Raw genomic sequence first — 15,184 nt, forward strand, 5'->3', positions numbered from 1 at the left:
CCCTGCGGAACGCCCTGATCGGCCTGGACGGCCTATGACGCCGGTTGGCGGACGACGGCGGTCAGCTCGGCCAGGCGGCCGATGCGGTGGGTGGCCCGCGAGAAGTCGTGAGTCTTGGTGAATTCGTTGTGGACGACGGCGCAATCGATTCCCGCCGCCACGGCCGCGGCCAGTCCCCGGCCGGAGTCCTCGACCACCAGCGTCTCCGCCGCGGCCGCACCGAAGCGCCGCAGGCCGGTCAGATACGGCTCCGGGTGCGGCTTGGCCTGGCCGTAGTCCTCACGCACCAGCACGAACTCCATGAACTGCCGGATCCGGCGTTTCTCGTGGATGACGGCGAAGTCGGCCCGTTTCGAGGTCGTCACGATGGCCATCCGTACGTGCGCGGACAGCTCGGCCAGCGCGTCGGCGACACCGTCGATCTCGATGTCCTCCGTTCGCAGATACTCCTGGTAGTAGGCGTCCCGGACTGCGCGCTGCCGGCCGAGGGTCTGCTCGTCGACGCCGGCCGCCCGGGCCCGGGCCCAGGTGCCCCCGCTCTGGTTCATGTCCCGGGTGTACTGGTCTCTGTCCACCGTGAAGCCGATGTCGGCCAGGGCCCGCGCACCGGCCCGGAAGTACCAGTACTCGGTGTCCACCAGCACGCCGTCGTGGTCGAAGAGCACGTACTTCTTCACCGTTGCGATGCTATGGCGTCGCGGCCCCGATCAGGCGATGGGACCCTGGTAACGCATCCAGAAGTCGACCGCGGCGGCGTGCGGGCGGGGGACCATCGCGATCCGGTCGCCGAGTTCCAGCACCTGCTCGGGGGCCTGTTTCACGGTGGGCCAGCGGGTCAGGCCGGGCCCGTTGGGGTCGCCGCGCAGCACGAAGTTGACCCAGTACGCGCTGAGGTGGTCGCGCAGCCGGTGGTCCGTCCCCGTGTAGGTCGCGTCGCCGTCGTGGCCCAGGTTGTCGAAGGCGTACATCACCTCGGCCCCGTGGTAGGCGCCGTACTTCTCGAGTCCTTCCTCGGGCGGCACACGGGTGAAGTAGTAGAGGTAAGCCGTGGTCTGCAGCCGGGCCCACCGGTGCATGGCGCGCGTCATGACCCGGTCGGTGGTCGACCGCAGCAGCGAGTCGAGCACCTGCCCGGGAGTGTCGCCGGGATAGAGCCGGAGAAAAGCCTCAACGTCCTTCCCGTACGTCTCCACGGCCGTTCGCCGGTACGCGTCGACGCCGGTGCCGGGCGGGTCGAGCAGGCCGAGCGAGGACTCGTCGGCGTTGCTGCCGGCCAGCAGGGGCACGTCGAGCTGGTCACCGGCGGCGTAGATCTCAGCGGGCGGCCGGTTCAGCACGTACCCGTCGACGGACGGCCGCCAGTGCACGTCGAGCGGTTCGGCGGCTGCGCGGATCACACCGGCCGGCATGTCCCGCATCTCCCGCACCGTGGCGCCGTTCAGCCGCTCGCTCAACCGCCGGCCCGCCGCCTCGGCCGTGGCCCGGGTGTCGGCCTGGTGGCCGTCGCGCCGGTCGCCGGTGGTGCCCATGCAGGCGCCACTGGCCCCGATCAGCCCGTCCACCAGCCCCGCGGCGAGCGGGGTGGCGCCCAGGATGCAGACGCTCTCCCCACCGGCCGACTCCCCCGCGACCGTCACCCGCTCCGGGTCGCCGCCGAACGCCGCGATGTTGTCGCGCACCCACGTCAGCGCGGCGATCTGGTCCAGGATCCCGTAGTTGCCCGAGGCGTCGTGCCCGGACTCCGCGGCCAGCTCGGGGTGGGCCAGGAAACCGAGCACGCCCAGCCGGTAGTTGAAGGTGACGGTGAGGATGTCGCCCCGGGCAGCCAGGGCCGCACCGTCGTAGAGGGGCAGGGCGCCCGAGCCGGTCGCGAAGCCGCCCCCGGCGATGTAGACGAGCACGGGCCGTTTCTGCACGGCCGGTCGCGCGCTGCGCCAGATGTTGAGGGTCAGGCTGTCCTCGTCGGCCGGGTACGGGTTGAGCAGCGTGCCCTCCAGCGGCGCCTGCTTCACCTGCGCCAGCGCGCGGGTCAGGAACGTCGGCGTGGCCTGCTCGGGCACGGCGGAGAACCGGTCCGCGGCGAACACCCCGGCCCGCCGTACGGGTGGCTCCGGCGCCCGCCAGCGCAGGTCACCCACGGGCGGCCGCGCGTACGGGATGCCGGCGAAAACCTCGACCGTACGATCGTCGTCGTACACACCGGTGACCGGCCCCTCGCGGGTCGGCACGGCCGCGGTCGCCCGCCGATCCTCACCGCCGGCCACCCGCGTGCGCAGGGGCGGCCCGATCGCCACCGCCGTGGCGCCCACGAGGACCGCCGCGAGCAGCCAGGCCCCCGTACGGAGGAGCGCCCGGCCCCGCAGCCACCAGCGCGCGGTCAGCACCAGCGCGGCCAGCAGCGCGGCGACGGCGGCCCAGCCCCACCACGGACTGCGGTTGAGCCAGGCCAGCGCCGATGCGACCACCGTCAACGGCAACAGCGGCACCCAGCGCCCGGCGGTCTTCATCTGTCCCATTGCAAACCGTGTTCCCACCACCGGGTCAAACGGCCCGCCGTGGTCCAGCATCGGGTCACACGGTCACACGGTCGTCCGCCCCGGCCACCCGGGCGCAGGGCGGACAGGAAGGCCGGCACCAGCGGGCCCGGGGCCTCGTGCGTCGCGGCCGCGCGGAACTCACCACGACAGCACCCGTCAGCCGCGGAGGGCCGCGACGACCACCTTGGTCGCCTCCGCGATCAGGGCGTCGTCGGACGGGGCGCCGGGCCGGCCGCGATCCGACTGGACGGCGACGACGAGCGGGCCGCCGGTGGGCGGCCAGACGACGGCGATGTCGTTGCGGGTGCCGTAGCCACCGCTGCCCGTCTTGTCGCCGACCCGCCACCCCGGCGGCACCCCGGCCCGGATGAACGAGTCGCCGGTGGTGTTGCCGGCCAGCAGGCCGATCAGCTTCTGGCGCCGGGTCCCGGGCAGCAGGTCACCGAGGACGTACCGGTGCAGGTCGGTGCCGAGCGCCCGCGGCGTGCTGGTGTCCCGCCGGTCCCCCGGCACGGCCGTGTTGAGCGCCGGCTCGTTCCGGCTCACGTCGGTGGTCGTGTCACCGATGTCCCGCAGGGCGCGTTGCAGCCCCGGCGGGCCGCCGACCAGGTCGAGCAGCAGGTTGGCGGCGGTGTTGTCGCTGTGCTGCACCGCGGCCGCGATCAGGGCGTCGACCGCCATCCCGGTACGCACGTGCCGCGAGGTGATCGGCGCCCACTCCAGCAGGTCGTCCTCGGTGTACCGGACGACCCGGCGCAGCTCGGCGTCCGGGAGCCGGTCGAGCAGCACCCCGGCCAGCAGCGCCTTGAACGTCGACGCGTGCGCGAACCGCTCGTCGGCCCGATAGGCGACCGTGGCACCGGTGCCGGTGTCGACGGCGTGGACGCCCAGCCGCGCCCCGAACCGGCGCTCCAGCTGCTGCAACGGCCGCACGTCGGTGGCCGCCCGGGACGACGGGACCACCGGCGGCGGGACCACCGGCGGCGCGGCCGCGGGCTCTGCTTCGCCGCACGCGCTCAGCAGCGCGCAGATCAGGAGAAAAGCGCCGAGGGCCGGCCGCCGATGTCCGCGAGTCATGCCGTCGATCATGCTATTTGCCTGCCACGTCACGGTCCGCCCCACCGGTCTGCTCGTGGCGGCCGCCGGGCTCAGGCGGCCCGGCGCAGAGCGATCGACTGGAACAGGGCCTTGCGCAGGCCCGGCAGGGCGGCGTCGACGCGGTCGTTGAGCGCGCGCACCGCGGGCTTGCGGCCCCACCGGTCACGCCACCCGAACACGCTGCTCACGTTGCCGTCGTACGCCAGCACGGCCAGCACCGCGTCGCCGATGGCGGCCCCGGCGGGGTCGTCCACCGTGCCACGCACCCGGCTCCGCAACGCCTCGGCCGCCGCGGGATCGGTGACGTCGATCCGCTCGGTGCGCATCAACCCCAGGATCCGGTGCTGCTCGGCCGTGACGAGCCCGGCCGCGACCAGCTGCTCCCGTACGGTCTGCTCCGCGGCCGCCCAGCGCTGCTCCAGCACGTCGAACCAGCGCCGGGGCCGGTCAGGCGGCACGTCACCGAGCACCGCGGCCAGGAACCCGTCGAGCGCCGCGGGCACGGCCGCGCCGGTCCGCTCGGCCTTGCCACCACGGTCGCGCACCAGCCCGGCCAGGCTCAGCTCGGCGACCGCGGCCCCGCTCAGCAGCGAACCCCGCACGGCGGCGCTGTCGTCGTCGAGCCGGCCCTTCGCGGGCTGATGGCTCAGCAGGAACAGTTGATGCGGCAGCGGGAGAGTCGGCATCACCCCAGTGGAAACCGCGTTCCGGCCACACAGTCCAGCCGGCCGCCGGTGAACCGGGTCACCTCACTGCTGCGGCAGCACCGTGGTGGCCACGATGACGCTGTTGATGATGGTCGCGGTGACCGTGCGGGTCACGGCCTCGGCCGCGGCCCCGGCGCCCCAGTTGCCCTGCTCGAGCTCCTTGGCCCGGGTGATCGTGGGGCTGGTCCACGGGATGACCGGGTCGAACTGCGGCAGAGTGCCACTTCCGGAGATCAGCGCGGCCAGTGCCGCCGTACGGGGATCGGGGTCCGCCCCGTCGGCGAGAACCGCGCGCACATCGTCCAGGAGCCCGGCGCGGCGCTCCGTCGGCCCCTCCTCGAGGGCGGTGGTGTTGAAGATTCCGAGGGTCTTGCGGCTGGACCGGCTCAGGTCGCCCCGCTCGACCAGCCGGTCGATCACGGGCCCGCGCAACGTCGGACCGATCGCGGCCAGCACGGTCTGCACACCCCGCGGCTTCGGGCGCACGTAGTCCCACCCGGCTCGCAGCAGGTCGTCCGCCGGTGGCCGCTCCTCGACCGCCACCACGAGCGCGCTCCCCATGCGCCCGGTCTCCGTACGCACGTGCTCACCGAGCGCCAGGTCGGCCAGGACCGCCCCACCGAGCACGTAGAACAACGTGTTCTCCCCGGCGATCGTCCCCGAGCCGGGCTGGAACAACAGAAGCAGAAGATCCTCGGCCACGGTGGGGTTCGGATTCCGCGGTGCCATCGAAATCACCTCTCGGTGTCGGGAAGAGCTCCAGACAAACGTGTGTTCCTGGAACACAGTCAAGGCGGCCGCCCGCCCTCCATGCTGCCCCGCAATCCCCCGATGCGGGTGGTACTGCTGCACCCACCGAGCCCCTACCGGCCCGCCGGCCTCAGCCGCGCACGCAGATCCCAGCCGGGCCGACCCGTTCCCTCGTACGGCCGCAGATCGCCCACGTAGCGCGACGCGCCGGGACGACCCGCCCGTTCCCAGTCGTCCAGCCACCGTTTGAGCACGCCGAGCGACGGCGAGCCGGGCCGGTCGGCGATGATCGTGCCGTCCACGAAGATCACGGCGGCCGAGCCGGTGCCCGAACGGCCGATCCCCCGGGCCCGCGCGTGCAAGGACACGACAGTCCGCTGCGGGCCACCGGCGACGGCGGAGTAGACGTTCCAGGAGGGCCAGTCCAAGCTCTCCCCGCCGTACGTCTCGGTGTGTCCCGGCGACAGGAGCCGATCGAGGAGGGTGCGCGCGCCGGTGCGCAGACGGTCGTCGCGGGCCCGCCAGCCGATCGAGATCCAGGACGGTGCCGGGCCGCGGGTGCTCCAGTCGACCCAGCGGCCCGGCACGGTCAGCGCGTCCTCGACGGCGGCCGGGGTGCTCTGGGCGTACCCGCCGAAGGTGACCTCCTCGACCAACGGCCGCCCCGCCTCAACCGTGACGGTCGTGATCAGGGTGGCGGAAGGCTGCGCGGCGATCGGCAGGCAGGCCACGATCCGGCCGCGCGGGGCGACCTGTTCCACCCACGCCTGCGGGAGCCGCTCGAAGGTGCACCATGCGACGACACGGTCGTACGGGGCCTGCGACGGGAAGCCGCCCGCGCCGTCGCCGGTGTGGCAGGTGACAGTGGTGGCGCCGCGCCGGCGGTGCAGCAGGTTGGCCCAGCCGGTCAGGTGCTCGCTGATGTCGACGCTCGTCACCCGCCCGTCCGGGCCGGCCAGGGCGGCGAGCACCGCGCCGGAGTAGCCCGACCCGGTGCCGACTTCGAGCACCCGCGCTCCCGCGGGCACCCGCAGCGCCGTCACCTCACGGCGGATCGACTCCCGGGCGGACCGGTGCAGGGTCTCGCCGCGCTGGTCGTTGTGCGTGTAGAACGTTTCCGGGACAGCGTTGAAGGCAGCTTCGGCGGTGGTCACGGAGATCTCGCGAGAAAGGCCCATGGCCGACGGTAACGGACGAGCGCGGCCGGCCGCGGAAGCGTGAGCAGCAGCTAGCGGTGGGTCGGGTGTTCGTGTTCGGCGTGGCCGACCGGTTCGAGCTGGAACGTGGAGTGTTCGACGTCGAAGTGCCCGGCCAGGCACGTCTGCATCGAGTCGAGCAGTTGCGGTGCGTGGCCGTCGTGGAAGCAGGAGTCGTCGACGACGACGTGCGCGCTCAGCACGGGCAGCCCGGACGTGACGGTGAGCACGTGCAGGTCGTGCACGTCCTTGACGTGGTCGAGGCCGACGATGTGGGCCCGGATCTGGTCGAGGTCGACGTCGGCGGGCGCGGTTTCGAGCAGGATGCTGACCGCCTCGCGCAGCAGCTTGAGCGCGCGCGGCACGATGATCAGGCCGATCAGCACCGACACCATCGGGTCGGCCCGGGTGAAACCGGTCCACGCGATCACGCCGGCCGCGATGAGCACGCCGACTGAGGTGACCGTGTCGGTCGCGACCTCGAGGAACGCGCCTTTCAGGTTGAGGCTGGCCGTACGGGCGCGGTAGAGCAGGGCGACGCCGATCAGGTTGCCGATCAGGCCGATGACGCCGAACAGGGCCATCCCGCCGGGCTCGACGGCGGCCGGGTCGATCAGGCGGCGGATGCCTTCGACGAACACGTAGACGCCGATGCCGGACAGGATCAGGCCGTTGACCGCGGCCGCCAGGATCTCGGCGCGGGCCCAGCCGAACGTCCGCCGCCCGGAGGCGGGGCGCGCCGCGAGCAGGGTGGCCCCGAGGGCCAGGGCGACCCCGCCGGCGTCGGCCAGCACGTGCCCGGCGTCGGCGAGCAGCGCGAGGCTGCCGGTGAGCACCGCGCCCACGACTTCGACGGCGAAGATGGCGACGGAGATGCCCAGCACCGCCGCGAGGAGGCCGCGGTGGCTGCCGGTCGCGGTGGGCCCGTGGTCGTGTCCGTGACCCATCAGTTCCGGGCCCGGGCGCGCTGAAGCATGTTCACATGCGCACTCTACTATGTTTTACGGGCACGCGGCAAAGGACACGCTCACTCGCCGGCGTGCAGACGGCGGTAGCGGCTGCCGTGGAAGACCAGTGGCGCGGTCAGCGGGTCGGCGTCGAGGTCGTGCACCCGCAGCAGCACGATGTCGTGGTCGCCGGCCGGGATCTCCCGCTCGATCGCGCAGTCGAGCCAGGCACTCGCCTCCTCGATCAGGATCGCGCCGTCCGGGCTGGTGCGCCGGGTCAGGCCGGCGAACCGGTCGGCGCCGCGGGCGCTCAGCCGGCGGCAGATCTGCTCCTGATGGACGCCGAGCACGCTCACCCCCACGCGCACCGCCCGGCGCAGCCGCGGCCAGGTGCCCGAGGTGCGGGCCACGCAGACCGAGACCAGCGGCGGGTCGAGCGACACGGACACGAACGAGCTCGCCGCCATGCCGAGGGGCACGCCGCCGACCTCGGCCGCGACCACCGTGACGCCCGTGGGGAAGGCGCCGAAGACCTGACGGAGACGGGTCGGTTCCAGGGCTGACTGCATGGTCATCCGGCACTCCTTCTACCCGGGGGACGGCGCGACCAGCTCGGCCACGCCGGTGGGACAGCCGCGCGTCATCGATGACTCCAGGCTTCGATCAGGGCCGCGTACGGGCCGGGTTCGCGCACCAGCACGTCGTGCGGGCCGGACTGGACGATGCGGCCGGCGTCGAAGACCAGCACCCGGTCGGCCGTCTCGGCGGTGAGCATGCGGTGCGCGATCGAGACAGTGGTGCGGCCGCGGGTCAGCACGGCCAGGGCCCGCTGCACGGCGACGTCGGTGGCGGGGTCGACGCCCGAGGTGGCCTCGTCGTAGACGACCAGGTCGGGATCGGCCAACGCCGTACGGGCCAGCGCGACCAGCTGCCGCTCGCCCACCGACAGACGCTCGCCCCGCAGGCCGACCCGGGTGTCGAGCCCGTCGGGCAGCGTGGCGAACCAGTCGTGCAGGCCGAGTTCGGAGAGGATCCGTACGACGTCGCCCCCGGGCGAGCCGAGCCGCACGTTCTCGGCCAGCGTGCCGTCGAACAGGAACGGGTCCTGCGGCACGATGACGACCCGCCGGGCCGTCGGCGCGAGCCGGTCCAGGGGCACCCCGCCCAGCAGCACCGTGCCGCCGGCCGGGTCGAGGCGCCGGGTCAGCAGCTTGGCGAAGGTGGACTTGCCGGAGCCGGTACGCCCGACCACCGCCACGTGCTCCCCCGCCCCGATGCCGACGGTCACGTCGTGCAGCACCAACGGCCCGTCGCCGTAGCGGGCCGAGACGTCGCGCAGCCGCACCTCGACCGGCCCGCCGGGCAGCGGGGCACCACCGGGCACCTCCGCGCTCGGTGCGGCGGCCAGTTCGAGGGCCCGCCGCCAGCCGGTGAGCGCGTTCTGGGCCTCGCCCAGGCTCTGCACCAGGAACTGCAGCGGCCGGACGAAGAACGTGACCAGGAAGACCATGGCGACCACCTCGCCCGCGCTGAGCCGGGGCGGGTTGCCGCCGAGCGACCACCAGACGCCGCCCAGCAGCACGGTCACGGTCATGGCGGAGATGGTCAGCTCACCCAGCGACGTGTTGCCGTGCAACGGGGGCAGCGTGCGCAGCAGGCTGTCGCGGGCCCGGTCGACCGCGTCGTCGAGCTTGGCCCGGGTCCTGTCCTCGGTGCCGGTCGACCGGATCACCGCGCCGCCCGCGATCGACTCCGCGATCACGCTCTGCAGCCGCGACAGGTCACGCCGCGCCACGTCGTAGCGGCGGGCGATCAGCCGCTGCATGCCCATCATGACGGCGATCAGCAGCGCGGCCAGCACGAGCACGGGCAGCGCGAGCTGCCAGCTGTAGACCAGCAGGATCACGGTCGCGATGACCAGCTGGGCGGCGTTGGTGACGAACTGGATGCCGCCGCCCTGCAGGAACGTCGTCACCTGGTCGACGTCGCTGGTCAGCCGGGCCACCAGGTCGGCGCTGGGCGTGCGGTCGACCGTGGCGGCCGGCATCGAGTGCACACGTCGCAACCCGGTTCGGCGCAGGGCGGCCAGATGACCTTCGACCCTGTGGTGCAGACGCCGGTTGAGCACCATCGAGGAGGCCCCCGCGACCAGCACCGCTCCGGCGCCGACAGCGACGGCCGCCCCCACCGGGTGCGCGCCCAGCCCGGCGTCGACAGTGCGCTGCACCGTCAGCGGCGCCACGATCCGCCCGCCCCCGGCCAGCAACGCCAGCACACTCGTGAGCACGAGCCCCTGCCGCAGCTCCGGCGACACCCGCAGGGCGGCCGAGCTCCACCCCCGTACGAGCGTGCTCACGCGCCTTCACCACCGGTGGGGGCGGACGCGGGCGCGTTCTCGTAGGCCGTGATGATGCGGCGGTACTCGTCCACGGCGAGCAGTTCGGCCGCGGTCCCGGCGGCGGCGATCCGGCCCGCGCTCACGAGCACCACGCGGTCGGCCCGGCCGACGGCACGGGGGCGGTTCGTGGCCAGCAGCACGGTGGGGCCGCCGGCCGCGGCCAGGCCGTCGAGCACCTGACGTTCGACCCGCGAGTCGAGGGCGGACGTGGCGTCGTCGAGCACGAGGAGGCGGGGTTCGCGGAGCACCGCGCGGGCGATGCACAGCCGTTGACGCTGGCCGCCGGAGAGGGTGGCACCGCGCTCGCCGACCACCGTGTCCAACCCGTACGGGAGGTCGCGCACGAAATCGTCGGCCGCCGCCACCCGCAGGGCCGCCCAGAGCTTGGAATCGTCGTAGGAGCGGTCGAGCATCAGGTTGTCGCGGATCGGCTCGGCGAACAGGAACGCGTTCTGCGACACCACCGCCACCGTCGACGGCACCACCCCGGCGGCCAGGTCCCGTACGTCCACGCCGTCGAACAGCACCGCGCCCGCCGACGGGTGGCCCTGCCCGCCGGCCAGGTCGAGCAGCGTGGACTTGCCCGCACCGACGGCGCCGACCACGACCGTCGTCGTGCCCGGCTCGAGGGTCAGGCCGGCGTCGCGCAGCAACCGGCGGCCGGACCGGGTGATGCCCGCCCCGCGCAGCTCGACCCGCAGGGGACGGTCTCCGGTGAGGCGCTCCCCGCCGTACGGGGAAAGGTCTTGACTCCGCAGCACCGACTGCACCCGCTCGTGACCGGCGGCCGCCATCGGCAGCATCGACAGGAACCGGCTGATCACGTTGAGCGGGATGGCCACCGTGATCAGCAGGTAGACCACACCGACCAGATCACCGACGCTGAGCGTGCCGGACTGCACGCGCGGCGAGCCGACGGCCAGCACGACGAGGACGGCCGCGGTGGGCAGCAGCTCCAGCACCGGGTCGAACACCGAGCTGATACCGGCCATCCGCAGATCGGCCCGGCGCAGCCGTTCGACCCCGGGCGCGAAACGCTGATCCTCGACGTCGGCCAGACCCAGGCTGCGGACCACCGCGTCACCCTCGATCGACTCGTGCGCGACGCCGCCGACGACACCGCGGGCCTGCTGGGCGTCGCGGGCCCGCGGCGCGAGCAGGCGCTGATGGACGACGTTGAGTCCGAGCACCAGCACCACCAGGGCCAAGCCGATCAAGCCCAGCGCGAGGTCGCGGAAGAACAACTCGGTCAGCGCGAGCAGCAGCATGAAGACCATGCCGAACGCGAAGTAGGCGAACTGCATGGGTGACCACAGCGCGTCCACGTCGGAGACGGCGTGAGCCAGCAGCCGGCCGGGCCTGCGATCGCGGTGCCACTGCTGGTCGAGCACCAGATAGCGGTGCACGACGGCGCGGCGGGTCTCGGCCTGCGCCCGGTACTGCACGCGCCCGGTGGCCAGGCCGCGCAGGAAAATCGTGCTCCACCGTACGGCCGAGACGCCCAGGATCAGCGCGGCGGCCGTCCACCAGGCGCCGGAAGGCACGGAATCCGCGTTCAGTGCGGGCAGGACGACGTGGTCGGTGGCCCAGCCGATCGCGAGCGCCCCGGCGACCATCGTGGCCCCGTTGATCAGGCCGGTGAGGGTGGCCACGAGGGCGGGGCCGGGATGGTCGCGAGCCCCTCGGAACTGGGCTTTGAGCGCGGGTAACGGCGTCCGCGGCGGATCAGGCGGCATCGGCGCGCCGGCCCGGGACGGCGTCGACCAGTTCCCTCGTACGGGGGCTGCCCGGATCGGTGAAGACGTCGGCGACCCGGCCCTGCTCGACGATGCGGCCGCCGCTCATGACCGACACCGTGTGCGCGATCCGCGCCACCACGGCCAGGTCGTGCGAGACGAACAGGTACGACAACCCGAGTTCGCGCTGCAGCTCGGCCAGCAACCGCAGGATCTGCTCCTGCACCAGCACGTCGAGCGCGGACACCGGCTCGTCCAACATGATCAGCTCGGGCTGCAGGGCCAGCGCGCGGGCGATGGCGACCCGCTGGCGCTGACCGCCGGACAACTCGCGCGGCTTACGGTCCAGATAGGACACGGGCAGCGCCACCTGGTCGAGCAGTTCCCGGGCGCGGGCCTCACGGCTGCGGCGGTTGCCGACCCGGAACGACACCAGCGGCTCGACGATCGACTCCCGTACGGAGAATTTGGGGTCGAGCGTGGCGAACGGATCCTGATGCACCAGCTGGGCCTTGCGCCGCAGCGGCCGCATCCGGCTCCAGGAAAGCCCGGCGATCTCGGTGCCGTCCAGCCGCACCGAGCCGCTCGTCGCGGTTTCGAGGCCGAGGGCGATGCGCAGGGTCGTCGTCTTGCCGCAACCCGACTCACCGACCAGCGCGTGCGTGCGGCCCCGGGGCACCTCGAAGCTGACGTGCTCCAGTGCGTTGAAGCCGCGCCGGCCGCGCCGGGGGTCGCTGACCGAGAAGATCTTGCTTACCTCGTGGAGGGCCAGAACGGGGGTGGGGATCGTCTCGCCGTTCCCCTGTGGACACCCGTGGATCACGGTCCCGTTCGCGTTATGGTCGCCCGCATCTCCCTTGGGTGGGCGGGGGAGGACGGTGGCTGCACCACTCGCCACCTCGGACAAGCCGGGCAGGTGTGCCACGACCTGCGGAAACGCCTCGGAGGCGGCGGCCGGAGCCGCGGCGGGGCGCGAGACCGTTTCGGAGCCAGGGACATCGGGCGACACCGGCTCGGCGAGACGCGCCGCTTCGGGGCGCGCCGCAGCGGGCGGAACCGGGGCCGGGCGCGGGAAAGCGGGCGTCGCGGCCTCGACCAGGCGGCGGGTGTAGGGCTGGGCCGGGAAGTGCAGGATCTGGCCGGGTTCGCCCTCCTCGACCTTGCGGCCGTCGCGCATCACCACGATGCGGTCGGCGCGGTCGGCCGCCACCGCCAGGTCGTGGGTGATGATGAGCAGGGAGATGCCCTGGTCGCGGACGAGGCCTTCCAAGTGGTCGAGAATGCGTTTCTGCACGGTGACGTCGAGGGCGCTGGTCGGCTCGTCGGCGATGATCAGTTTGGGCCGGCCGGCCAGGGCGATCGCGATCAGCACACGTTGGCGCAGGCCGCCGGAGAGTTCGTGCGGGTACTGGCGGGCGCGCAGGGCCGGGTCGGGCACGCCGGCTTCTTCGAGGAACGCCAGCGCCTCGGTGTGGGCGCGCGGGCCGGGCACGCCGCGCAGGCGCACGGCCTCGGCGACCTGGGCCCCGACGCGCTGGGTGGGGTTGAGGCCGACCATCGGGTCCTGCGGGATGAGCCCCACCACCGAGCCGCGCAGGCCCCGGAGCACACGTTCCTTGGCGCCCGCGGTTTCCACGCCGTTGACGACGGCCGAGCCGGCGGTGATGCGGCCGTTGGCGGGCAGCAGGCCGATGAGCGCGTTGGCGGTGGTGGTCTTGCCGGAGCCGGACTCCCCCACGATCGCCACGACTTCGCCCTGGGCGACGGTCAGGTCGAGCCCGGTGACGGCGGGCAGGACGGCGCGGTGCCGGGCGTAGCCGACGTCGAGCCCCCTGATGCGGACAAGCGTCATCGGGTCAGCTCCGGCGCGGAAGAAAACACGAGGAAGGGCAGCGTCATCGGGTCAGCTCCTGCAGGGTTTTGGAGATGTGGTTGAGGCTGAGCACCAGCAACGCCACGAAGAGGCCGGGCAGCAGGGACAACCACCACGATGTGATCAGGTAGTTGCGGCCGTCGGCGATGAGGGTTCCCCATTCGGCGGCGGGTGGGGCGGCGCCGAAGCCGAGGAAGCTGAGCGACGCGATGGCGATGATGGCCACCCCGGCGTCGAGCACGGCCAGCACGGCAACCGGCCCCCACGAGTTGGGCAGGATGTGCCGCAGCAGCACCCGGGTCCACGACGCGCCGCCGGCGCGCGCGGCTTCCACGTACGGGAGGGTTTTGACCCGCAGTACCTCGGCCCGGGTGGTGCGGGCGAATCCGGGGACGATGCCGACGCCCACGGCGACCGCCACGGGGACGGTGCCGTAGCCGAGCGCGGTCACGATGGACAGGGCGAGCAACAGGCCCGGGATGGCCAGCAGCACGTCGACGAAGCGCATCAGGAGGGAGTCGGTGTAGCTGCCGAAGAAACCGGAGACGATGCCCAGCGTGAGCCCGGCCACGACGGCGATGCCGAGCGCGATCAGCGTGGCCTGGATGGTCAGCGCCGACCCGTGCAGGACCCGGCTCCACAGATCGCGGCCGTAGATGTCGGTGCCGAAGAGGTGGTCGAGGCCGGGTGGCAGGGCGACCGAGCCCGGGTCGGTGTCGATCGGCCCGTACGAGGTGAACAGGCTCGGCCAGAACGCCGAGACCACGATGAAGGCCACGTAGAGCAGGGCCAGCAGCACCAGCGGGCGCCGGATCAGGGCTGCGGTCAACCGGCCGGCCGCCGGCTCGGGCGTGATCTCGGGGCTTTCCACTTCGGGCTCGGCCAGGGTGGCGGTCACAGCGCGCCTCCTTCGGCGACGGAAGCGGGAGAGGCGGAAGAGGCGGGCGAAGACGAGGTGGGGGACGTGGAGGAGGTGGGTGAGCCGGAAGCGGGACCCCGCCGGACAGCAACGATCCGCGGGTCCAGCAGCGGGTAGAGCAGATCAACGACGAGATTGACCAGGACGAACACTGCCGCGGCCACGGTGACGACGGCCAGCACCACCGGCACGTCCTGGGCCAGCACGGCCTCCTGGGCCAGCTTGCCCACACCTTCGCGGGTGAAGACCGTCTCGGTGACGATGGAGCTGGTGACGGTGAGCCCGACGATGACACCCAGGATCGTCATCGCCGGCAGCGCCGCGTTGCGGAAGGCGTGCCGCAGATGCACGGCCGACCGGGACAGCCCTTTGGCCCGGGCCGTGGTGATGTAGGGCTGGGCCAGCGTCTCGTCGAAGCTTTTGATCAGCACCTGAGCCAGCACCGCCGACGCCAGCACCGAGATGGTCAGCACCGGCATCACCAGCGAGGTGAACCCGGTGGTGCCGGTGGCCGGGAACCAGCCGAGCCGGAACGAGAAGAACTGGATGAGAAAAAGCGCCACGAAGAACTGCGGGAACGAGGCGCCCAGGGCGGGCAGCCGGCTGAGCAGGGTGCGCAGCCAGCCGCGGGTGACGAAGGTGGCCAGGTAGGCCAGGGCCGAGCCGGCCACCAGCGACACCACTGCCGCGCTCAGGCTGAGCTGCAGCGTGGGCCCGATCCGCTGGGCCAGCAGGTCGCTCACCGGCACCTGCTGGGTCAGCGAGGTGCCGAAGTCGCCGCGCAGCAGGCCGGTGAGGTGGTGCCAGTACTGCGCCCCGATCGACTCGTCGAGCCCGAACTGCTGCTTGATCGCGTCCACTTGCGAGGCGGTCAGGCTGTCGGTCTGCACCCCGGCCGCGGCCAGTTGCAGTTCCATCGGGTCGCTGGGCAGCAGGTAGAGGATCGCGAAGGTCAGCGTGTACGCGGCCCACAGCACCGCCACCGCCTGCCCGACCCGGCCGAGGACATACCTGGTCATCGTC

General features: G+C 72.8%; 13 protein-coding genes. All 13 read right to left on the minus strand.

Going from position 1 to position 15,184, the window contains the following annotated elements:
• Positions 1 to 32 precede the first annotated feature (32 nt).
• Positions 33 to 677, minus strand: a complete 645-nt coding sequence (locus BKA14_RS15520; protein WP_184951639.1) for an HAD family hydrolase — start codon at positions 675 to 677, stop codon at positions 33 to 35.
• 30 nt (positions 678 to 707) lie between these two features.
• The gene (locus BKA14_RS15525) at positions 708 to 2,507 is read right to left on the minus strand and encodes a carboxylesterase/lipase family protein (protein WP_203722535.1); all 1,800 of its coding nucleotides are present in this window, start codon (positions 2,505 to 2,507) and stop codon (positions 708 to 710) included.
• Positions 2,508 to 2,693: 186 nt separating this feature from the next.
• Positions 2,694 to 3,614 carry a class A beta-lactamase gene (gene bla, locus BKA14_RS15530; protein WP_184951641.1) on the minus strand — a complete coding sequence of 307 codons (921 nt, stop codon included), beginning with the start codon at positions 3,612 to 3,614 and terminating at the stop codon, positions 2,694 to 2,696.
• 71 nt (positions 3,615 to 3,685) lie between these two features.
• The gene (locus BKA14_RS15535) at positions 3,686 to 4,321 is read right to left on the minus strand and encodes a GOLPH3/VPS74 family protein (protein WP_184951642.1); all 636 of its coding nucleotides are present in this window, start codon (positions 4,319 to 4,321) and stop codon (positions 3,686 to 3,688) included.
• A 63-nt stretch (positions 4,322 to 4,384) separates the two neighbouring features.
• A complete protein-coding gene (locus tag BKA14_RS15540; RefSeq protein ID WP_184951643.1) occupies positions 4,385 to 5,071 on the minus strand; it encodes a GOLPH3/VPS74 family protein in 687 nt (228 codons plus the stop codon).
• Between the two features lie 134 nt (positions 5,072 to 5,205).
• Complete coding sequence (locus BKA14_RS15545) at positions 5,206 to 6,270, minus strand: protein-L-isoaspartate O-methyltransferase family protein (RefSeq protein ID WP_184951644.1); 1,065 nt, start codon at positions 6,268 to 6,270, stop codon at positions 5,206 to 5,208.
• Between the two features lie 50 nt (positions 6,271 to 6,320).
• On the minus strand, positions 6,321 to 7,235 hold the full coding sequence (locus tag BKA14_RS15550; RefSeq protein WP_184951645.1) for a cation diffusion facilitator family transporter: 915 nt from the start codon (positions 7,233 to 7,235) through the stop codon (positions 6,321 to 6,323).
• 80 nt (positions 7,236 to 7,315) lie between these two features.
• Complete coding sequence (locus tag BKA14_RS15555; RefSeq protein WP_184951646.1) at positions 7,316 to 7,810, minus strand: flavin reductase family protein; 495 nt, start codon at positions 7,808 to 7,810, stop codon at positions 7,316 to 7,318.
• 65 nt (positions 7,811 to 7,875) lie between these two features.
• Positions 7,876 to 9,591 carry an ABC transporter ATP-binding protein gene (locus BKA14_RS15560; RefSeq protein ID WP_184951647.1) on the minus strand — a complete coding sequence of 572 codons (1,716 nt, stop codon included), beginning with the start codon at positions 9,589 to 9,591 and terminating at the stop codon, positions 7,876 to 7,878.
• A complete protein-coding gene (locus BKA14_RS15565; protein ID WP_203722533.1) occupies positions 9,588 to 11,285 on the minus strand; it encodes an ABC transporter ATP-binding protein in 1,698 nt (565 codons plus the stop codon). Before BKA14_RS15565 ends, BKA14_RS15560 begins: the two co-directional genes overlap by 4 nt.
• 73 nt (positions 11,286 to 11,358) lie before the next feature.
• Positions 11,359 to 13,221, minus strand: a complete 1,863-nt coding sequence (nikE, locus tag BKA14_RS15570; protein ID WP_184951649.1) for a nickel ABC transporter ATP-binding protein NikE — start codon at positions 13,219 to 13,221, stop codon at positions 11,359 to 11,361.
• 43 nt (positions 13,222 to 13,264) lie between these two features.
• Positions 13,265 to 14,140 carry an ABC transporter permease gene (locus BKA14_RS15575; RefSeq protein WP_184951650.1) on the minus strand — a complete coding sequence of 292 codons (876 nt, stop codon included), beginning with the start codon at positions 14,138 to 14,140 and terminating at the stop codon, positions 13,265 to 13,267.
• Positions 14,137 to 15,180 (minus strand): ABC transporter permease, encoded by a 1,044-nt coding sequence (locus BKA14_RS15580; protein WP_184951651.1) that lies wholly within the window; start codon positions 15,178 to 15,180, stop codon positions 14,137 to 14,139. Before BKA14_RS15580 ends, BKA14_RS15575 begins: the two co-directional genes overlap by 4 nt.
• Positions 15,181 to 15,184 lie beyond the last annotated feature (4 nt).

Origin of the sequence: Paractinoplanes abujensis (assembly GCF_014204895.1) — a bacterium.
GTDB classification, from domain to species: Bacteria; Actinomycetota; Actinomycetes; order Mycobacteriales; family Micromonosporaceae; genus Actinoplanes; species Actinoplanes abujensis.